The 19,824-nt window shown below is 58.6% G+C and carries 21 protein-coding genes; 11 read left to right on the top strand and 10 right to left on the bottom strand.

Annotation, left to right across the window (positions count from 1 at the left end; genetic code table 11):
* Nucleotides 1-14: 14 nt before the first annotated feature.
* From J7399_RS02545 to J7399_RS02570, 6 genes are all read left to right on the top strand, one after another.
* Nucleotides 15-359 carry a metalloregulator ArsR/SmtB family transcription factor gene (locus J7399_RS02545; RefSeq protein ID WP_209083967.1) on the top strand — a complete coding sequence of 115 codons (345 nt, stop codon included), beginning with the start codon at nucleotides 15-17 and terminating at the stop codon, nucleotides 357-359.
* Nucleotides 352-1,386, top strand: coding sequence for a permease (locus tag J7399_RS02550; RefSeq protein WP_209083969.1), 1,035 nt, complete (start codon nucleotides 352-354; stop codon nucleotides 1,384-1,386). The genes J7399_RS02545 and J7399_RS02550 overlap by 8 nt, the downstream gene beginning before the upstream one ends.
* Before the next feature lie 267 nt (nucleotides 1,387-1,653).
* A complete protein-coding gene (locus J7399_RS02555; RefSeq protein WP_209061267.1) occupies nucleotides 1,654-2,313 on the top strand; it encodes an ATP-binding cassette domain-containing protein in 660 nt (219 codons plus the stop codon).
* Complete coding sequence (locus tag J7399_RS02560; RefSeq protein ID WP_209083971.1) at nucleotides 2,291-3,961, top strand: capsule biosynthesis protein; 1,671 nt, start codon at nucleotides 2,291-2,293, stop codon at nucleotides 3,959-3,961. Before J7399_RS02555 ends, J7399_RS02560 begins: the two co-directional genes overlap by 23 nt.
* A complete protein-coding gene (gene kdsA, locus J7399_RS02565) occupies nucleotides 3,961-4,794 on the top strand; it encodes a 3-deoxy-8-phosphooctulonate synthase (protein ID WP_209061289.1) in 834 nt (277 codons plus the stop codon). The genes J7399_RS02560 and kdsA overlap by 1 nt, the downstream gene beginning before the upstream one ends.
* Before the next feature lie 57 nt (nucleotides 4,795-4,851).
* Nucleotides 4,852-6,348 (top strand): phosphomannomutase/phosphoglucomutase, encoded by a 1,497-nt coding sequence (locus J7399_RS02570; RefSeq protein ID WP_209083973.1) that lies wholly within the window; start codon nucleotides 4,852-4,854, stop codon nucleotides 6,346-6,348.
* Nucleotides 6,349-6,484: 136 nt separating this feature from the next.
* Here the strand turns inward: J7399_RS02570 and J7399_RS02575 are convergent, their stop codons facing one another.
* Nucleotides 6,485-6,697, bottom strand: coding sequence for a helix-turn-helix transcriptional regulator (locus J7399_RS02575; RefSeq protein ID WP_058241470.1), 213 nt, complete (start codon nucleotides 6,695-6,697; stop codon nucleotides 6,485-6,487).
* An 8-nt stretch (nucleotides 6,698-6,705) separates the two neighbouring features.
* Nucleotides 6,706-7,215 carry a hypothetical protein gene (locus J7399_RS02580; protein WP_209083975.1) on the bottom strand — a complete coding sequence of 170 codons (510 nt, stop codon included), beginning with the start codon at nucleotides 7,213-7,215 and terminating at the stop codon, nucleotides 6,706-6,708.
* 155 nt (nucleotides 7,216-7,370) lie between these two features.
* Here J7399_RS02580 and J7399_RS02585 point away from each other — a divergent pair, with 155 nt between their 5' ends.
* Entirely contained in the window at nucleotides 7,371-7,754 is a 384-nt protein-coding gene (locus J7399_RS02585) for a glycine zipper 2TM domain-containing protein (RefSeq protein ID WP_209083977.1), read from the top strand.
* A gap of 84 nt (nucleotides 7,755-7,838) precedes the next feature.
* Here the strand turns inward: J7399_RS02585 and J7399_RS02590 are convergent, their stop codons facing one another.
* The 5 genes from J7399_RS02590 to J7399_RS02610 form a co-directional block, all read right to left on the bottom strand.
* Entirely contained in the window at nucleotides 7,839-9,851 is a 2,013-nt protein-coding gene (locus J7399_RS02590) for a M3 family metallopeptidase (protein ID WP_209083978.1), read from the bottom strand.
* 172 nt (nucleotides 9,852-10,023) lie between these two features.
* Entirely contained in the window at nucleotides 10,024-11,073 is a 1,050-nt protein-coding gene (locus J7399_RS02595; protein WP_209083979.1) for a HesA/MoeB/ThiF family protein, read from the bottom strand.
* On the bottom strand, nucleotides 11,073-11,540 hold the full coding sequence (dut, locus tag J7399_RS02600) for a dUTP diphosphatase (RefSeq protein ID WP_209077856.1): 468 nt from the start codon (nucleotides 11,538-11,540) through the stop codon (nucleotides 11,073-11,075). The genes J7399_RS02595 and dut overlap by 1 nt, the downstream gene beginning before the upstream one ends.
* 49 nt (nucleotides 11,541-11,589) lie before the next feature.
* The gene (gene coaBC, locus J7399_RS02605; RefSeq protein WP_209083980.1) at nucleotides 11,590-12,786 is read right to left on the bottom strand and encodes a bifunctional phosphopantothenoylcysteine decarboxylase/phosphopantothenate--cysteine ligase CoaBC; all 1,197 of its coding nucleotides are present in this window, start codon (nucleotides 12,784-12,786) and stop codon (nucleotides 11,590-11,592) included.
* Between the two features lie 82 nt (nucleotides 12,787-12,868).
* Nucleotides 12,869-13,666 carry a ChaN family lipoprotein gene (locus J7399_RS02610; RefSeq protein WP_247742701.1) on the bottom strand — a complete coding sequence of 266 codons (798 nt, stop codon included), beginning with the start codon at nucleotides 13,664-13,666 and terminating at the stop codon, nucleotides 12,869-12,871.
* A 133-nt stretch (nucleotides 13,667-13,799) separates the two neighbouring features.
* Here J7399_RS02610 and cobU point away from each other — a divergent pair, with 133 nt between their 5' ends.
* The 4 genes from cobU to J7399_RS02630 all read left to right on the top strand — a co-directional run bounded on the left by cobU (nucleotide 13,800) and on the right by J7399_RS02630 (nucleotide 17,416).
* Complete coding sequence (cobU, locus tag J7399_RS02615) at nucleotides 13,800-14,321, top strand: bifunctional adenosylcobinamide kinase/adenosylcobinamide-phosphate guanylyltransferase (RefSeq protein ID WP_209083981.1); 522 nt, start codon at nucleotides 13,800-13,802, stop codon at nucleotides 14,319-14,321.
* On the top strand, nucleotides 14,318-14,896 hold the full coding sequence (locus tag J7399_RS02620) for a histidine phosphatase family protein (RefSeq protein WP_209061309.1): 579 nt from the start codon (nucleotides 14,318-14,320) through the stop codon (nucleotides 14,894-14,896). Before cobU ends, J7399_RS02620 begins: the two co-directional genes overlap by 4 nt.
* 58 nt (nucleotides 14,897-14,954) lie before the next feature.
* A complete protein-coding gene (locus J7399_RS02625; protein ID WP_209083982.1) occupies nucleotides 14,955-15,821 on the top strand; it encodes a glutathione S-transferase in 867 nt (288 codons plus the stop codon).
* 80 nt (nucleotides 15,822-15,901) lie between these two features.
* On the top strand, nucleotides 15,902-17,416 hold the full coding sequence (locus J7399_RS02630) for a YifB family Mg chelatase-like AAA ATPase (protein ID WP_209083984.1): 1,515 nt from the start codon (nucleotides 15,902-15,904) through the stop codon (nucleotides 17,414-17,416).
* 107 nt (nucleotides 17,417-17,523) lie between these two features.
* Here the strand turns inward: J7399_RS02630 and gshB are convergent, their stop codons facing one another.
* The 3 genes from gshB to rsmI form a co-directional block, all read right to left on the bottom strand.
* Nucleotides 17,524-18,459, bottom strand: coding sequence for a glutathione synthase (gene gshB / locus J7399_RS02635; RefSeq protein WP_209083986.1), 936 nt, complete (start codon nucleotides 18,457-18,459; stop codon nucleotides 17,524-17,526).
* Nucleotides 18,460-18,522: 63 nt separating this feature from the next.
* Nucleotides 18,523-18,900: a YraN family protein gene (locus J7399_RS02640; RefSeq protein ID WP_247738657.1), complete on the bottom strand. Its 378-nt coding sequence runs from the start codon at nucleotides 18,898-18,900 to the stop codon at nucleotides 18,523-18,525.
* A 41-nt stretch (nucleotides 18,901-18,941) separates the two neighbouring features.
* A complete protein-coding gene (rsmI, locus tag J7399_RS02645) occupies nucleotides 18,942-19,802 on the bottom strand; it encodes a 16S rRNA (cytidine(1402)-2'-O)-methyltransferase (protein WP_209083988.1) in 861 nt (286 codons plus the stop codon).
* Nucleotides 19,803-19,824: the final 22 nt, after the last annotated feature.

Below are 19,824 nucleotides of genomic sequence, written 5' to 3' on the forward strand. Positions count from 1 at the left end.
ATATTTTTAGAAATATGAAACACACTGATCCCTCCGATATCTCTCTAGAGATTGCCGCCTCCACCTTTGCCGCCCTTGGCTCTGAGCAACGGCTGGCCGTACTGCGCTACTTGGTGCGCGCGGGCACAGATGGCCTGTCCATTGGCGAGCTTGGAAAACGCACCGGCGTCACCGGCTCCACCCTGACCCACCATATGAAGATCCTCGCCCAAGCCGGGCTTGTGACTCAGGAAAAGCAAGGCCGTTCAATTATTTGCGCCGCTGTTGCTTATGACGCGGTACGCGATCTCTCGGCGTTCCTCCTCAAAGAATGCTGCGCCGACAGCCCCAGCCCAGATAAGGACCACCCCCATGGCTGACCTCACGCAAACACCCTCACCGCTGCGCCGCCAGTTGGCGCGGATCGACGCCGCATGGGCCGCCAGCGCAGTGATCCTGCCCTTGGTTGCCCTCTTGGATTGGCCGCAATTCCTGCCAACAGTGATCTTTACCAAGAACGCGCTGCTGCACACCGCGCCTTTCATTCTGTTTGCGGTATTTGCCATTGGCTATCTGAAGGCGACCGGGGCGGAGAACCTGCTCGCCAAAGCCTTTGAAGGGCGCGAGACCCGCATGATTTTCTTCGCAGCCCTGCTCGGAGGCCTGTCGCCTTTCTGCTCTTGTGAGGTGATCCCCTTCATCGCAGCACTCTTGGCCGTCGGCGCGCCGCTGTCAGCAGTTATGGCCTTCTGGCTGGCCTCCCCGCTGATGGATCCGGCCATGTTTGCCATCACCTCCGGCACGCTGGGTTATGAATTTGCCATAGCCAAAGCGCTCTCAGCCATTGGGCTCGGGCTTCTGGGCGGCTTTGGCACTATGGTGCTGAAATCCACGCCTGTTTTTACAGACCCGCTGCGTGAAAAACCTCAGGTAGGTGGCTGTTGTGGCGTACAAAAGCCCTTCTCCGGCAAGCCCGAGTGGAAGTTCTGGCAAGACGCCGACCGCCGTGTGACCTTTCGTGAAACCACGCTTGAAAACGGCCTCTTTCTGCTGAAATGGCTGCTGCTGGCCTATGTGATTGAGGCGATGATGATCCACTATGTGCCCGCAGAATGGATCGCAGGCATTCTGGGCGGCGAGGGTTTCATGCCAATCCTTCTGGGCGCTCTGGTCGGCGCACCGGCTTACCTCAACGGCTACGCCGCCGTGCCGCTGGTCGCTGGTCTGGTGGAGCAAGGCATGTCCAACGGAGCGGCGATGTCCTTTGTGATTGCGGGCGGCGTCAGCTGTATCCCTGCGGCCATCGCTGTCTGGGCCTTGGTCAAACCCCGCGTCTTTGCCGCCTATTTCGGCTACGCCATGCTTGGCGCGCTGATAGCCGGTTCCATCTGGCAAGCGGTCGCCTAGAGCCCACTTCCATCAAGACGATCTACCGGCTCTGCCCCTCGCGGCGCCGGTATTTTTCCCTCCCGCTGTCAGCCCCCGCTGGCGCGCCTTCACAACTGTGCGAAATCCGCTGCAGTTTTATGTGTTTATTGCCCAATTCTTGCCGCAGATAGTTGCTAATAGACATCACAATCCTCCATATTGGAGCAAATCGCCGACAGAGCGTTAACAATCATGCGCTATACTTACCCAAGTATACGCACATTTGAGCAGTACCGGGAGCAGTCGATGCTCGAGTTCGACAACGTGAGTAAGTCCTTCTGGACGGGCACACAGCGCAAGGTCATCCTTGAGCAGGTGTCTTTTCGCGTGGAGTTGGGCAATTCTCTCGGCATTCTCGCGCCCAATGGCACCGGCAAAACCACTCTGATCAATATGATGGCTGGCTTGGAGAAACCCGATGAGGGTGTGATCCGCCGCGAATGCCGCATCTCCTTCCCGCTTGGGTTTATGGGCGGCGTGGTGAACAAACACACCGCCGTGGAAAACAGCCGCTATATCGCGCGCCTTTACGGTCTTGATCCAGACTATGTGGAGGCCTTCTGCCGCTGGCTCTGCAATCTGGGTGAATATTTTGACCAGCCGCTGGGGACCTATTCCTCCGGCATGCGCTCGCGCTTTACCTTCGCGCTAATGCTCGCGCTGGATTTTGATATGTATCTGATCGACGAGGGCATGCCCTCGTCAACCGATGTGGAATTCAACAAGAAAGCCGGTGATGTGCTGCGCGAACGCCTGCGCACCACCACAATTGTGATCGTGTCACACCAGCCCCAGGTGCTGGAAAAATTTGCGCGCTCAGCCGCCGTGCTGCTGAATGGCAAGCTCTATATGTTCGACACCTTGGAAGAGGCAAAACAGCTCTATGACTACCAAACCCAAGGCTAAGAAATTCCGTATCCGCCGGTCAGAGTCCCTTGACGCTCCAGCAGCAGGTGGCGCCCAGCCCAACGCCGCGCCGGGCGCCGCTCCCACGCGCCCGCCGGTTCAGGTGGTGAGGAAAGGGATGCATCAGGCAGGCGCCGCACAATCCGCCCCTGACAACAGCGCTGCTGCACCAACACCACAAGCCGCGCCTGAGCAGCCGACGCCACAGGGCGCAGAGGCTGAAATCGACGCAATCAAACGCGAAGGTCTGACAGGCCGCCAGTTGCGCATGGCCCGCCGCATGGCGCAAAAGAACGAATTGCCCGCAACATCGGATTATGACGCCGTGCGCGTGTTGCGCAACGCTGGCATTGATCCGTTCCAGCGTACCAACATGCTGGATCTGATGCCCACCTCCAAGGGTGAGAAAGCCCCTGCCGGTGGCCGCGTGCAACTCCCGCAAACCATGCCGATCGGCAAATCCACTCTGCCCTCCACCGAAACCATGTCGCCCTCAGAAATGCGGGCCCTGGAAATTGGGGAAATCCAGAAAGACATCGCGCGCCGTCGCCGCAAGCGTATGCTGCTCTTGCTGGCACGCCTGTCCGCTTTTGTGTTTCTGCCAACGCTGTTTGCTGGCTGGTATTTCTATTCGGTGGCCACACCGATGTATTCCACCAAATCCGAGTTCCTGATTTTGCAGGCCGACGCCGCAGGCGGCTCAGGTGGCATTGGCGGGCTGCTTTCGGGCACGCAATTTGCCACCAATCAGGACAGCATCGCCACACAAAGCTACCTCGCCTCCAAAGACGCGATGCTGCGGCTGGATGCGGATGAGGGCTTCAAAACGACCTTCAGCGAGCAAAACGTCGATCCAATCCAACGGCTGGACACAGACGCCTCCAATGAGGAAGCGTATAAGCTCTATAAGAAATACGTCAAAATCGGCTACGACCCCACCGAGGGCGTGATCCGCATGGAGATCGCCACTCCCGATCCGCAAACCTCCGCCCGCTTTGCCGAGGCGCTGATTGGTTATGCGGAACAACGGGTTGATGACCTTTCCCAGCGCAAGCGCGAAGATCAGCTGCGCGATGCCCGTGCCAGCCTTGAGCAGGCCAAAGCCGAACGGCGCGAGGCTCAGGCGGCCATGGTTGGCCTGCAGGAAACCACCATCCTTGATCCCGAAGGGGTGATCGCCTCCCTGCGCCAGCAAATCTCCAACGTGCAGATCCAGCTGCAGGAAAAAGAGCTGCAACTGGCCGCTCTTGAAGACAATGCGCGCCCCAATCAGGCACGTGTGGACGGTGTGCGCGGTGACATCCGCCGCCTCAACGCGCTCCTGGCGCGGCTGCAAAGCGAGATGACCGAGGCCACCCAAGGCGAAAGCTCTCTGGCCCAGCAGACCGCGCAAATCCAGATGGCGCAGGCCGATCTGGCCACCGCTGACCTGCTGATGCAATCCGCGCTGCAAACCCTCAAACAGACGGAGCTCGAGGCAAACCGCCAGGTGCGCTATCTCACCACGTCTGTTGTGCCCGTCGCCTCCGAGGATCCGTCTTATCCACGCAAGTTTGAAAACACGATCTTGGCCTTCCTGATCTTTTCAGGCATCTATCTGATGATCTCGCTCACAGCGTCCATCCTCAGAGAACAGGTATCTTCGTGATGAAACATGTAAACGTCGGCAATCTCACCATCGGCAACGATCTCCCGCTGACCGTCATCGCAGGCCCCTGCCAGCTGGAGAGCAAAGACCACGCCGAGATGATCGCCGGCACCATGAAAGAAGCCTGCGAGGCAGCCGGCGCGCAATATGTCTTCAAGGCCAGCTACGACAAGGCCAACCGCACCTCGCTTTCCGGCATTCGCGGTATGGGCATCGAGGCGGGCCTCGCTGTACTGGATGGCATCCGCAAGGATTTTGGCGTGCCCGTGCTGACCGATGTTCACACCGAGGAACAATGCGCCATCGCGGCTGAGGCCGTGGACATTCTGCAAATTCCCGCGTTTCTCTGCCGCCAGACAGACATGCTACTGGCAGCGGGCAACACCGGTGCGGCCGTCAATGTCAAAAAGGGCCAGTTCCTCGCCCCTTGGGAAATGGGCAACATTGTCACCAAGATCGAGAGCACCGGAAACACAAACATCCTGCTGACCGAACGCGGCACCTCCTTTGGCTACAACACCCTTGTGGCGGACATGCGCTCGCTCCCGCAGATGGCCAAAACCGGCTATCCCGTGGTGATGGATGCCACCCACTCCGTGCAACAACCCGGTGGTCAGGGCGGCAGCTCCGGCGGCCAGCGCGAGTTCGCACCGGTTATGGCTCGCGCCGCAGTGAGTATCGGAACCGCTGCTGTTTTCATCGAAACGCATGAAAATCCGGACACCGCCCCCTCTGACGGCCCCAATATGATCCCGCTGGATCAAATGGGCGCACTTGTCACCTCCCTGATGCAATTTGATGCTTTGGCAAAGGCCAACCCGATCTCGATCTGATCGTTTGCTCGCCCCTTTTGACGACCACGGACCACATTTTATTAGAGAGACTTTGAAATGATGAAACCGATTGCCGACGTGCGCCCCAACACTTGGGAATTTCTGCGCGACCCGATGATCAAGCCCACCGGCTTTCGCGAATATGACGCGCGCTGGCAATTCCCTGAAGAGATCAACTTACCGGGCATGACCGCGCTTGGCTTTGGTCTGGGCACCCAGATGCGCCGCCGCGGGATCGAGCCGGTGATCGCCGTGGGCAACGACTATCGCGACTACTCCGTGGCCATCAAAATGGCATTGATTGTGGGCCTCATGAAGGCAGGCATCCATGTCAAAGACATCGGCCCCGCGCTTTCGCCCATGGCCTATTTTGCGCAATTTCACCTGAACACACCTGCCGTGGCGATGGTGACCGCCTCCCACAACCCCAATGGCTGGACCGGCGTGAAAATGGGCTTTGAAAAGCCGCTCACCCATGGCCCGGACGAAATGGCCGAGCTGCGAGACATCGTGCTCAATGGTGATTTTGACGCCCATGATGGCGGCAAACATGAGGTCGTGGACGGTGTGCGTGAAGCCTATATCGACGATCTGGTGGGTGATTTCAAAATGTCCCGCCCGTTGAAAGTTGTCTGCGCCACCGGCAACGGCACCGCCGCCGCCTTTGCGCCGGAAATCTTCAAACGCATCGGCGTTGAGGTGGTCGAAAGCCATTGTGAGCTTGACTACACATTCCCCAACTACAACCCCAACCCGGAAGCCATGCTGATGCTGCACGACATGTCTGACAGCGTGAAGGCCTCCGGCGCCGATCTGGCGCTGGGTTTTGACGGCGATGGCGACCGCTGCGGTGTGGTGGATGACGAAGGCGAAGAGATCTTTGCCGACAAAGTCGGCGTGATCATGGCCAAAGATCTGGGCAAGATCTATCCCAACGCAACCTTTGTGGCTGACGTAAAATCCACCGGCCTTTACGCGGCAGACCCTGATCTGCTCGCCACCGGTGCCAAAACCGACTACTGGAAAACCGGCCACAGCCACATGAAACGCCGTGTGCATGAGCTTGGCGCGCTGGCGGGCTTTGAAAAATCCGGCCACTACTTCCTCGCCGAGCCAATTGGCCGAGGATACGACTGCGGCATGCGCGTCGCAGTTGAGGTTTGCAAAATGCTTGATCGCAACCCGGACATGAAGATGTCTGACCTGCGCAAGGCCCTGCCCAAAACCTGGTCCACCCCCACCATGTCGCCCTATGCGGCTGACACCGAGAAATACGACATTCTTGAACGTCTGGTGGAGAAGCTTGTTGCCAAACATGAGGCTGGTGAAACCGTCGCTGGCCGCGCCATCAAAGAGGTGGTCACCGTCAACGGCGCCCGCGTCATTCTCGACAACGGCAGCTGGGGCCTTGTGCGCGCCTCTTCAAATACCCCGAACCTTGTGGTGGTGATTGAAAGCGCCGAAAGCGAAGCAGAAATGCGCGCCATCTTTGCCGACATCGACGCGGTGATCCGCACCGAGCCCGGTGTTGGCGACTACGACCAAAGCATCTGACGCGCACCTGCTACGCATCACCAACAAAACAGAAATCCCGGGCCACATCGCCCGGGCTTTTCTCATGGTTCTCATTCCTGCAATATCCCGGGGTGGCCACATCCCTGATGTGGCAGGGGCAGCGCCCCTAAACGCGCTACTCTTCCTCAGGCACATACTCCAGAATATCGCCAGGCTGACAGCCCAAATGCGCGCAAATCGCCTCCAGCGTATTAAACCGGATGCCCTTCACCTTGCCCGATTTCAACAGGCTCAGGTTGGTTTCCGTCAAACCAATCGCCTGCGCCAGTTCGCGCGAGGTCATTTTGCGTTTGACCAGTTCAAGATCGAGGTTGATGCGTATGGGCATGCGGCCTCCTACAGGAACTGGCTGTTCTCGTCAGCAATTTCTTGCGCCTGATTGAGAGATCGGCTGATCGCAAAGAAAACCGCCGCGAGCACTAGAAAAACCACGTCGATATCAATGTCGATATATTCAATCTCCGGCCGCAACGCCTTTTCCAGATGGGCGCTCAAAACCACGGGTTGCATGGCGACATTGAGCGCGTTGAGCAACCAGAACCCCAAAAACGCCCAGGCACACAGCCGCAGATGTTGCCCCATGCGGGAGAAATCCTGCGGATCGCGTAGCATCAAAATCCGGTCCAGCGCCCCAAACCCCAACCCAAGGCTGAACAGCGCAGGCCACATCATCGTCATTCCCACAATCAGCGCCCAATGCGGCGGCACCGCCATGTCAAGGGGCAGATCAAACGTGTCCGCCAGCATCTCCGCATGCCCCATAAAGGCACCGATCCACAAAACCGACCACCCGAAGGTGAAATAAACAAGGGTGATCAGCATGGCGAGGCGGGCGACTAATTTCATGTTTTTGCTCCCAAAGTTATTGCCCTTCAGTAATTCAATTAAGCTAAACATGCAATCTTTTACGCAAAACATAAAACTTTCATCTTGAATTGAAAAACGACTCCTCTTAGGTAGCCGCCATCAAGACGAACCGATTTTCGAAAAAGGAATGAATGATGACCAACCGCAAACTGTCCCACAACGCATTGATCGCCTGCCTGTGTTCTGCCATGGCGCTTGGCGCCTGCACGGCGCCTGTTGACCGCCCGCTGACGGTGGATGGCACCCGCAACGCGAATTTCAATGACGACTACGCAGAATGCCACACCCAGGCCGCGACATTCAAAGACGGCACCGGCACGGAATATGCCGCCACCGGCGCAGTTGTCGGCGGGTTGATCGGGGCGGCTGATGCGGATGATGCGCTCGAAGGTGCCGTTGTTGGCGCCGCCGTGGGCGGTCTTGTCGGCTCCGCCGAAGCTGCTTCAGAGCGCGAGCACACCCGCCGTGACGTACTGATCCGCTGCATGCAGAATCGCGGCCACAGCGTGATTGGATAACGCTTCCTCTTGGCTTACCTCGCCAATAAAAAGACCCGCGCCAGCCTCTGCCAGCGCGGGTCTTTTTGCTTTTATTGAAAAGCCTTAGGCGGCAAGACCGCGCCCCTTCAAAAGCGCTTCGACGCCAGGCAAACGCCCCCGGAACCGCTCATAAAGCTGCCCCGCATCCACCGATCCGCCGGTGGAGAGGATATGCGCTTCCAGCGCTTTGGCTGTGTCAGGATCAAAGGCGCTACCAGCCTCCTCAAAGGCCTCAAACGCATCCGCATCCATCACCTCAGACCACATGTAGCTGTAATACCCGGAGCTGTAGCCGTCCCCGGCAAAGACATGGGCAAAATGCGGTGTGGCGTGGCGCATGGTGATCGCTGCGGGCATGCCCAGCTCCGCCAGAACCTCGGATTGCTTGGCCATTGGATCCCTTGGCGCAGCCCCCTCATGGAACGCCAGATCCACCAAGGCCGAGGCGACATATTCCACCGTGGCAAACCCCTGATCGAAATTCGCAGCCCCCAACACTTTTTCCAGCATCTCTTCGGGCATCGCCGCCCCAGTCTCTGCATGTGTGGCGTATTCCGCCAGCACCTCTGGCACCTCCAGCCAATGCTCATAAAGCTGGCTGGGCAACTCCACAAAGTCACGCGCCACGGAGGTGCCTGAAATGCTCTCATAGGTCACATTGGACAACATCTGGTGCAGCGCATGGCCGAACTCATGGAACAGCGTGCGCGCATCATCATAGCTCAGGAGCGCCGGATCACCCTTTGCAAAATTGCAGACATTGATCACCACAGGCGCCTGTACCTCGGGGAATTTCGCCTGCGCCCGCATCGCGGAACACCAGGCCCCGGAGCGTTTGCTCCCGCGCGCAAAGTAATCGCCGATGAACACCGCAACATGCTCACCGTTGCGCGTCACATCCCAGGCCCGGCAATCTTCGTGATAAAGCGGCACATCCAGCTCTTTGAACTCCAACCCAAAGAGGCGGGTTGCACAGGCAAAGCTCGCTTCGATCATCCGATCAAGCTGCAGGTAAGGCTTGAGCGCTGCCTCATCCAGATCATGCTCCGCCTTGCGCCGCTTCTCCGCATAGTAGCGCCAATCCCAAGGGGCCAGATCACCGTTCACACCATCCGCATGCATCATTTCGGTCAGAACAGCCGCATCCGCCTCCGCGCGCGCTTTGGCTGGCTCCCAAACCGCCATCAACAGATCCCGAACCGCGCCGGGGGTTTTTGCCATCTCGGTCTCAAGCTTGTAATCCGCAAAGCTCGCGTAACCCAAAAGCTTGGCGCGTTCCTCACGCAGCGATAGGATCTCCGCAGAAATCTCACGGTTGTCAGTCTCACCGCCATTGGCCCCGCGCGCAGCCCAAGCCGCAAAGGCTTTCTCCCGAAGATCGCGGCGCGGTGAAAACTGCAGGAACGGCACGATCAGCGAACGCGACAGCGTCACAACAGGCCCGCCTGCCTCTTTCTCTTCCCCCGCCGCGCGCGCCGCATCCACCACAAAGTCTGGCAGCCCTTCCAGATCAGCTTCTGCCAACGGCATGAACCAATCGCGCTCATCCGCCAGAAGGTTCTGCGTGAACTCTGTCCCCAGAACAGCCAGTCGTGACTTGATCTCTTTCATGCGCGCATCCTCAGCGCCCTCAAGCACTGCACCGCCCCGCACAAAGCCGCGATGAGTCAGCATCAGCACCCGCTGCTGCTCTTCAGTGAGGTCCAGCGTGTCGCGCCCCTCCCAGATTGTATTGATCCGACCAAACAGCGCCTTGTTTGCGGAAATCTCCGCACTATGGGCTGCCAGCTTAGGAGAGAATTCCCGCTGCAAAGCCTCCCGCGCTGGATTGCTGTCCGCACCCGCCACTGTGAAGAACACAGAGAGCACCTTATCAAGCCCTTCGCCCGCGGCCTCCATCGCTTCAATCGTGTTGGCAAATGTCGGCGCCTCAGCGTTGTCGGCAATGGCCGCCACCTCATCTTTGTGCGCAGCAAGCGCCTCTTCAAAGGCGGGCGCAAAATCAGCATCAGAAATCTTGTCAAACGGCGCAAGTGCAAATGATGTGTCCCAGGTGGACAACAGCGGATTGGTCATATGGGAATCTCCTTTGGGCGCGATCTTAGCACCGCGTGCCGGGGCCGCAATCTCCCGCCACGGAGCGCACACAGGCCCTTTGCCACAATGGTTAACGCTGATTTTGTGCCGAAAATGACACCGACGCGTTATTGCCGCGGTACAGACGCGATACCGACGTGGATTTCAAAGGTTAACGCGCTCCGCAAGTCGGGCAATCTGCGCGGCGATTGAGGGTGATTTTGCGGGTCTCTCCCCACAGCGCATCATAGATCATCATCTCACCGCGCAACGCCGCTCCCGCTCCGGTAATGACCTTGATCGCCTCCGCTGCCATCATGGTGCCCACCACCCCAGGCAGCGGACCAATCACCCCCGCTTCGGCGCAGCTCGGTGCCAGTTCCGGCGCTGGTGCTTCTGGGAAAATGCACTGATAACACGGCGTTTTACGGGCCGTATCAAACACGCTGAGCTGCCCCTCCCACTGCGACAAAGCTCCAGAAATCAGAGGCTTGCCCTGCTCAACACAGACCTCATTCACAAGATAACGGGTGTCAAAATTGTCCGTACCATCCAGCACAAGATCATACTCGCCAATGATCTCCTCAGCATCGTCAACGGTCAGCCTGCGCGGATAAGGCACCACCTGCACAAAGGGGTTTTGCGCCACCATCGCCTCTGCCGCAGAGAGCACCTTGGGCGTACCAATGGCTTCATCCTTGTGGATCACCTGACGCTGCAGATTGGAGTTGTCGACCATGTCGTCGTCCACCACCCCAATACGCCCCACGCCCGCTGCCGCAAGATAGAGCAAAACCGGCGATCCAAGCCCCCCTGCACCGACCACCAAGACTTTGGCATCCTTAAGTTTTTTCTGCCCCAGCCCACCAATTTCACGCAGCACAATATGACGCGCATAACGGTTGAGTTCGGTGTCTGAAAACAGTTCCTGCGCCGCCTCTTCCTGCACTGTCTCGGCAGCCCGGGCCTCAGCTTTCACGCGCAGTTTCTGCAACATCGTGGAATAGGCCAACACCAGCGCCACCGCGCCGCCGATCATCAACCACATGGCTAGGCTGCCACCGGTGGCAATCGCGAGCGAATGGTCAGATGGAAACACCGCCTGCACGCCAATAACTGCCAGATATAAAACAAAAATCATGCTCCAACGGGCAGACTTCGGGGCGCCCATCAAAAGGCCAATCCCCCAAAGCATCGCTGCCATCGCCAGAACCAGCAGCATCAGCTCACCCCGGTGGAGCCAAAGCCACCCGTGCCGCGCTCAGTCTCGCTAAGCTCTTGATCCAATTCAAAATCTGCGACAACCACCGGTGCGACCACCATCTGCGCAATGCGCATGCCATGGCTGATCTCAATGGTTTCCAGCCCAGCGTTCAACACAATCACCCCAAGCGGGCCGCGATAGTCACTGTCAATTGTCCCAGGCGAGTTTGGCAATGTCAGGCCCTGCTTCAGCGCAAGCCCGGATCGCGGCCGCATCTGCACTTCATAACCCGTTGGTATTTCGAGAGAAAGACCCGTTGGAATCAGAGCACGCAATCCCGGTGCAAGTCGCAGCCCTGCGCGTTGTTCAGGCGGAAAATTTGCCCGCACATCCGCACCGGCCGCCCCACCTGTTTCATAAGACGGCAGGCCAACAGATTGATCCGCCCCGTCAAGCCACTTCAGCTTAATGTTCACGCGTCCCATGATCTTCTCATTCTTCAAATATCCCCGCCGGAGGCCGCGCGCCAGCGCGTCAGCCAACCAGTGTTTCCGCTATCCGGGCAGCCAATTTCTCGGCCACCTCAACTTTACCCATACGCGGCCAAGCCTCTGATCCCGCATCAGAAATCAAGGTCACCGCATTTTCGCTGCCGCCCATAATCCCTGTCGCAGGGCTCACGTCGTTGGCGACAATCCAGTCACATCCCTTACGGATACGTTTGGCGGTGGCGTTTTCGATCACATCATCGGTTTCCGCCGCAAATCCCACAACCAACGGTGGCCGCCCGTCGCCCATTTGGCTGACGGTTGCGAGAATGTCCGGGTTCTCTGCGAACGCCAGCACAGGCAATCCGCCTTTGGTCTTTTTTATCTTGCTGTCAGAAGCGCTTGCGACCCGCCAATCCGCCACTGCCGCACAGAATACGGCGGCATCAACCGACAGGTTCTGCTGTACTGCCGACAGCATCTCCTGCGCCGTTTCAACCTCGATCAACGTCGCGCCTTCTGGACGCGCCGCGTCCGCCGGACCGGTGACAAAGATCACCTCCGCCCCCAATTTTATGAGCGCCTGCGCGATCGCACTGCCCTGCGCACCAGACGAGCGGTTTGCAATGTAGCGCACCGGATCAATCGGCTCATGCGTCGGCCCTGAGGTCACCAGAATACGCCGCCCCTGCAGCGGCCCCTCGGCCATAACCTCCTGAACTGCCTGCACAATTTCCATCGGTTCAACCATGCGGCCGGGGCCAAACTCCCCGCAGGCCATATCCCCATCATTGGGGCCGACGAATGCAATCCCATCAGCCGTAAGCTGCCTCAGATTGCGTTGTGTCGCAGGGTGATCCCACATCCGGACATTCATCGCCGGTGCGACAAGAACCGGCGTGTCTGTCGCGAGCAGCAGCGTGGAGGCCAGATCATTGGCCATTCCCAGCGCCATTTTCGCCATCAGATCGGCGGTGCCGGGTGCGACCACGATCAAATCTGCCGAGCGGGACAGCTGGATATGCCCCATGTCGGCCTCATCGGTCAGATCAAAAAGATCCCGATAGGCCTTCTCTCCCGACAGTGAGGACACCGACAATGGCGTCACAAATTCTTCTGCGGCGCGGGTAAGCACCGGGGTCACCCAGGCCCCGCGCTCACGCAAGCGCCGGATCAGCTCAAGCGATTTGTAAGCCGCGATTCCACCTGCGATGATCAGAAGAATACGTTTGTCTGTCAGCATTTAGCAGGCCTTTCTGATGCCGGGTTGGCTCAAGTTAGGCCGCCGCGCTCACAGACTCAAGCCGCCGAATAGCGCAGCAAGCTCATTTGAAGGCCGCACAGGGATCTTCGCGCTCCGCCGCTTCGGTGACAATCCAGGCATCATAGGGCGGTACACCCTCAGGCTCCGCCTCAAGCTGCCCAAAGGTCACCACGGAAATGCTCGGATCCATCAGCGAAGGTGCCCCCCAGTCGTTGCGCACATGGCCATTGCCGCTGATCACCACAACCGGTCCACCGGTGTCTCGGAGTGCCTGCGTGGTCGCTTGCGCAAGTCGCGCATCCCGCACCCGCTGCGCGGTCACCATGATCGGCAACATCTCTTCCGGCAAAGCATCACAATGCGCCGCCATCTGCATGTTTTCGCGTTCTGCCTGCTGCGCCTCTGGCAAGGGGGCTGTCAGGCCATAGAGGTCGGCCTCACCGCCCACTGCAGCGCTGAAATCACCGTCAGACAACACCCGGCGCACCACCTCTCGCGGTACTTGCGCGCCATAGATGCGCGCCCCTTCAGAAACCGCAAATATCGGGTAGTACATTGAAAAATCGGGCCAACCGCTCTCATCCCACCCCAGGGCCTCTTCCAGCGCCTCAGCATTGTCGAGGAGATCAGGCGCCACCACGGCAGCCTGAAATGGGGTCAGCATCTCAAACACAATCGCCTTGGGGCCAATCGACAACGTGGCCTGCGCTTGGGTGCCATGATGCACCGGATTGTCATGCACTTCGCCAAGGAACACCACATCAACCCCTTTAAGGAGGCTGAGATCCAGCTGTTCCGCCTCTGCTGCAGCACCTGCCAACGCAAACGCCAGAGCACCCGCTTTCACCATATACTTCATAGATTAACCAATACGCCTCTGACCCGGGGATGCAAGCGATCTTGGCTGTGTGGTTTTGCCTCATCCGCTTTCCGACTTGCCCTCGGCCCCTGTTTCCCGCAGGGTGCGCGCCAACCAGTCGAGAGGACCATTAATGCTGCCCAAACTGAGCCTTATTCTTGGCGGCGCAGCGTCAGGAAAATCTGTCTTTGCAGAACAATTGGTGATGGATACCGGGCAGCCCCGCATCTACCTCGCCACGGCGCAGGCCTTTGATGGAGAGATGGAAGCCAAGGTCGAAAAACACGTTCTGCAGCGCGGTCCAGACTGGCAAACCATTGAAGCGCCTCATGAAACAGCCGAAGCTCTCAAAGACCTGCCAGCGGAGTCTGTCGTGCTTCTGGATTGCGCAACCATGTGGCTCTCCAATCACTTACTGGCCGAAAGCGATCTTTTGGCGGAGCAAGACAAACTCCTGAATGCGCTCACAGACTGCGCTGCACGGGTGGTGGTGGTCTCAAATGAAGTGGGCCTTGATGTGGTCCCGGAAAACAAACTCGCGCGCCAATTTCGCAACGCCCAAGGCTCGCTCAATCAAGCACTTGCACGACAGGCAGACCTTGCGGTTCTGGTGGTGGCCGGACTGCCCATGGTCTTGAAGGGGAAATTGCCATGACCGAATTGCATCTTGTGCGCCATGGACCAACCCATGCGAAATCCATGGTGGGCTGGTCAGACCTGCCCGCAGATCTTTCCGATACCGACGCTCTTTCCCGGCTCTCAAACCACCTGCCCGAAGACGGTCTGGTGATCAGCTCTGATCTGCAGCGGTGCGTTGCCACAGCAGACGCCATTCAGGGCAGTCGCACCCGCCTTCCACATGACCCGAAGCTGCGAGAAATCCACTTTGGCGACTGGGAACTCAAGAATTTCAAAGAGATCGAAGCCGAGGATGCCGCCCTCGCCCGCGCCTATTGGGAAAACCCCGGCGATGTGCGACCGCCAAATGGCGAAAGCTGGAACGAGGTCTGCGCGCGTGTAAATCCCGCCATAGACCACTTGATCGACACGCATCGTGGTGGCAAGCTGATTGTGGTTGTGCACTTTGGCGTGATCCTCACCCAAGTGCAGCGTGCAGAGCTCCTGACAGCCGAAGAGGCCTTTGCCCATCGGATCGACAATCTCTCCGTCACCTCTTTCAAAATCGCAGACACCGGCTGGGCCACGCAGCAAATAAATCAATTACTGTGATGGATATCGTCAAAATGTTTCGTTTTGACGATTAATCACCAATTGCTAGCCTACCGCCATGACGTATGATCTTTATCTTGGCGATTACGCCTATTCCTCGTGGTCCCTGCGCGGCTGGCTTCTGTTCGAAAAATTCGGCATCGCCCGCAACACAACGCTGGTGGACTTTTCAGACCAATCGGTGGCTGAGCAGCTCACTAAAATCGCCCCGGCACGCACGGTGCCAGCGGTCAAATTCCCCGAAAGTACGGTCGTCTCAGACAGCCTTGCCATCGCCGAGGAGTTGGCAACCCAGCATCCGGACGCCGGGATCTGGCCGACCGACCCCGGCGCGCGTGCGACAGCACGCAATTTGGCCGCAGAGATGCACTCCGGGTTCTTTGCCTTGCGCAATGACTGCCCGATGAACCTGCGCATATCCTATGAAGATGCTCAGCCCTCAGAAGCTGTCCTGGCGGATCTCGCCCGCCTTGAAACCATCTGGGAACACGCTCGCACTTCATATGGAGAAGGCGGCCCATGGCTCTGCGGCAGCTATAGCGCAGCGGATGCGTTCTTTGCTCCGGTTGCCGGGCGGATTGCAGGCTACAATCTTCCCGTTGGCGACGTGGCGCAGGCCTATGTTGCAGCCCATCTCTCCGATCCCGCATTTCGCCGGTGGCGCGCCATGGGGCTCGTGCATGGGCAAACCCTGCCTTGGTATGCCAAAGACTACCCACCCCGCACTTGGCCCGGCCCGGCGCCCCGCAAGGCCGTAGCTGTCGCAGCCACAAGTGCTGAGAATGCCAACTGCCCCTATTCCGGCAAACCTGTCACCCATTTCATGGAAATGGAAGGCCGCATCTTTGGCTTCTGCAACGCCTTCTGCCGCGACAAAACTGCGGCCGACCCAGAGGCCTGGCCCGCCTTCATGGCCCTGCTCTAGACGGCAATTAACCTTTCGCTAACCATCCCCCGCTACCAACTCTTTAGGTTTTGTTAATTAGTTTGGTGGCGGGGTGTGCGATGGTTGCGCGCGCATATACGGTAGCGTTTGAAGGGGTTGAGGCCCATCAGGTCGAGGTGCAATGCGCCCTCACGCCGGGACTTCCAGCTTTCTCAATAGTCGGGTTGCCGGACAAGGCGGTATCTGAAGCGCGAGACCGGGTCCGCTCGGCGCTGGCGTCCATGGCGATCGCATTGCCGTCAAAGCGCATCACCATCAATCTTTCTCCCGCCGATCTGCCCAAAGAAGGCAGCCACTTTGATCTGCCGATCGCGGTGGCGTTGCTTGCGGCGCTTGGGATCATCCCTGAAGATGCCTCTGAAAGCACTGTCAGCTTGGGAGAGCTTTCGCTGGACGGCTCGCTCGTCGGCGTCACAGGCGCGCTGCCGGCTGCGATGAGCGCCGCCGAGGACGACCGCACCCTGCTCTGCCCCGCCGCCTCCAGCCCGGAGGCCGCTTGGGTCGCCGCAACGCAGGTCATTGGGGCCGCGACACTTGCGGATGTTGTGCGACACTATAGCGGACAATCGCCGCTTCAGCCCTCAGAGCCGGGCGAAGTTCATGCCCCCCAAAGCTCCCTCGACCTCAGGGACGTCAAAGGGCAGGAACGCGCTAAACGCGCTTTGGAAATCGCAGCGGCGGGGCGCCACCATCTCTTTATGGTCGGCGCGCCGGGGTCCGGGAAATCCATGCTGGCAGCGCGCCTGCCCACGATTTTGCCTCCGCTCAGCCCGGCAGAGGCGCTGGAAACTTCGATGATCCATTCCATCGCGGGCCTGCTGGATCAGGGCGGCATTTCACGCAGCCGGCCGTTCCGTGAACCGCATCACACAGCCTCCATGGCAGCGATTGTCGGCGGTGGGCGCCGCGCCAGCCCCGGAGAAATCTCGCTCGCCCACAATGGCGTTCTGTTCATGGATGAGATGCCGGAATTCTCTCGTGCCGTACTCGAAACCTTGCGCCAACCGATAGAAACCGGGCAAGTCATGATCGCCCGCGCAAACGCCCATGTGACATACCCTAGCAAATTCATGCTTATTGCCGCGGCCAATCCCTGTCGTTGTGGCCATATGTTTGATCCTTCCCAAGCCTGTGCACGGGTACCCGATTGCGGACAGGATTATCTGGGGCGTCTGTCCGGTCCATTGTTGGACAGGTTGGATCTGAGGATCGAAGTGCCGCCTGTGGCCTACCGCGATCTTGACCTGCCCGCAGACGGCGACACATCGCAAACCGTGGCCGCGCGCGTTGCACAAGCCAGAGAGCGACAGCTTCATCGTTTTGGTGAGGATAGCACCATCCGCGCAAACGCCGATATTCACGGTCAGCAGCTCGAAGAGATCGCCACTCTGGATGCGGAAGGGCGGCAATTGCTCTCTCAAGTGGCGGAGAGCTTTGGCCTTTCGGCCCGCGGCTATCATCGGGTCTTAAGGGTGGCGCGCACCATTGCCGATCTCGACAGCTGCGACAGCATAAGGCGCCCGCACCTCGCAGAGGCTATCAGCTTCCGCCTGTCAACCGCACCTGACAGCTGATCAAAGAAACAAGGCCCAGCAGTCGCTGAGCCTCGCAAAAATCAAATTCTGTGGCTGAGCTGATACCTCTCCGTCAAAGCCAAGAGAAGCGCACCCATTCTGCGGGGTTAAGCCAATTTGCCTTCAATCGCTTCCCAGATCTTCTCGGCGATATTCACCCCGTCAAAACGCTCCAGCTCCTGAATACCGGTTGGCGAGGTGACGTTGATCTCTGTGAGGTAGTCCCCAATCACATCGATACCGACAAAGATCTGACCCTTTTCGCGCAGAAGCGGACCAATCGCGGCGCAGATTTCCAGATCCCGCTCAGTCAGGCCAATCTTCTCGGGGCGCCCGCCCACATGCATATTGGAGCGGGTTTCCCCGGCAGCTGGCACGCGGTTGATGGCACCGACAGGTTCCCCGTTCACAAGGATCACACGTTTGTCGCCATTGCTCACATCGGGCAGGAACTTCTGAACGATCAGAGGCTCCCGACTAAACCCGATGAACAGCTCATGCAGCGACGTGAGATTGCGGTCGTTGGCGTCCAGACGGAACACCCCTGCACCGCCATTGCCATAAAGCGGCTTCAGGATCACATCGCCATGTTTGGCTTTGAATTCCTTGATGGTTTCCAGATCCCGCGCAATCGTCGTGGGCGGTGTCAGCTCTGGGAAGTCCAGCACCAGCAGCTTCTCTGGATAGTTGCGCACCCAGAAGGGAACATTCACCACCAAAGCTTTGCCCGCCAGCCGATCCAGCAAATGCGTGCTGGTGATGTAATGCATGTCAAACGGCGGATCCTGGCGCAGCCAGACCACATCGAAATCTGCCAGATTTACGCGCTCAAACGGGCCGAGGTCCACATGATTGCCCTCTTCGCGGCGCACCACCATCGAATGTCCGCGCGCTGTGATTTCGCCTTCTTCATAGGCCAGATGATCAGGGGAGTAGTAAAACAGCTCATGACCGCGCGCCTGCGCTTCTTCGGCGATACGGAAAGAGCTGTCCGCATTGATATCCACGCCGGTGATCGGATCCATCTGGAAGGCAATTTTCATGTCAAAGACCTCTTGATTTGCCCAAACTACATGGCCCATGCACCGGCGGCTTGCAATGGGGGCTCACATCTCCCACAGCGCATTTTCAAGGATGTGAACATCCCCCTGGCCATCCACGAGCGCAACGTCAAAGCGCATCTCGGTCAATAGGCCAGCCGGTTCTCTTCCCGCAAACTCTTCCGCCGCCGTCCTCAAGCGTCGAACTTGGGTTGGCAAAAGGCGCGCTGCCGCAGCATCAAACGAATGACTTTTCTTGACCTCCACAAAAACAAGCGCATCGCCGTCGCGAAAGATCAGGTCAATCTCGCCAGCTTTTCCCCGCCAGCGATGTTCCACTAAGGTCACTCCGAGCGAAAGATAATGGCGAGAGACCACGTCTTCTGCTGCTTGCCCCGCCAGATAATTGCGGCGTCCGGCATCTTCTCTATGCCCATCACTCATACCAAACCTCATGCGCCCAAACCGCTAGGTCACATCTATTTTTACTCAGCTTTCTGCAGCTTCAACGCCAATTGGTACACTTTACGCCGATTGATGCCATAGGCTTTGGCGACTGTATCCGCCGCATCGCGTACCGACATCGCCTCAAGCGCATCTTTCAGTGCGCTTTCAACATCGTCCTCGCTGGCCGTTTCCCCGCGTTGGCGATCAATCAAAACGACGATCTCGCCTTTGATCTGCCGCTCAGGCAAATCAGACGCCAAATCCGACAGGCTGCCGCGCAGCACCTCTTCGAATTTTTTGGTCAATTCCCGCGCTACTGCCGCCTGCCGCGTCCTGCCCAAAACTTCGGCTGCATCGGCGACCATCGCAGCGACACGTTTGGGAGATTCGTAGAACACCAATGTGCCAGGCACCTCGCGCAGGGCCTCCAAGGCGGTCTGCCGCGCTTTCTTGGCGTTGGGCAAAAAACCGGCGAAGAAGAACGAATCTGTCGGCAACCCTGCGAGAGAGAGCGCTGTGATAATAGCGCTGGGTCCCGGCGCGCTTGTCACCAGATGCCCGGCCTCGGCCGCCGCCACAGACAGGTGATAGCCCGGATCGGCAATAAGCGGCGTACCCGCCTCAGAAGCATATGCCACCGACCGGCCTGACTCCAGATGCGCCAGAAGCTTGGCGCGCGCGCCCTCGCCCGAGTGATCGTGATAAGACAAAAGCGGACGCCCATTCAGCGCCACCCCGTGAATTTCCAAGAGCTTTTTCATCGACCTTGTGTCTTCTGCGGCGATCACATCCGCAGAGGCCAGAATATCCAGTGCGCGCAGGGTGATGTCGCGTGCCGACCCGATAGGTGTGGCGACAAAGTACAACCCCGGCTGCAATTTAACCGATTGAAATTTCATGGGTAGACCCGCCTTTCCACTC

This window comes from Shimia sp. R9_1, assembly GCF_017743775.1.
Classification (GTDB): domain Bacteria; phylum Pseudomonadota; class Alphaproteobacteria; order Rhodobacterales; family Rhodobacteraceae; genus Shimia.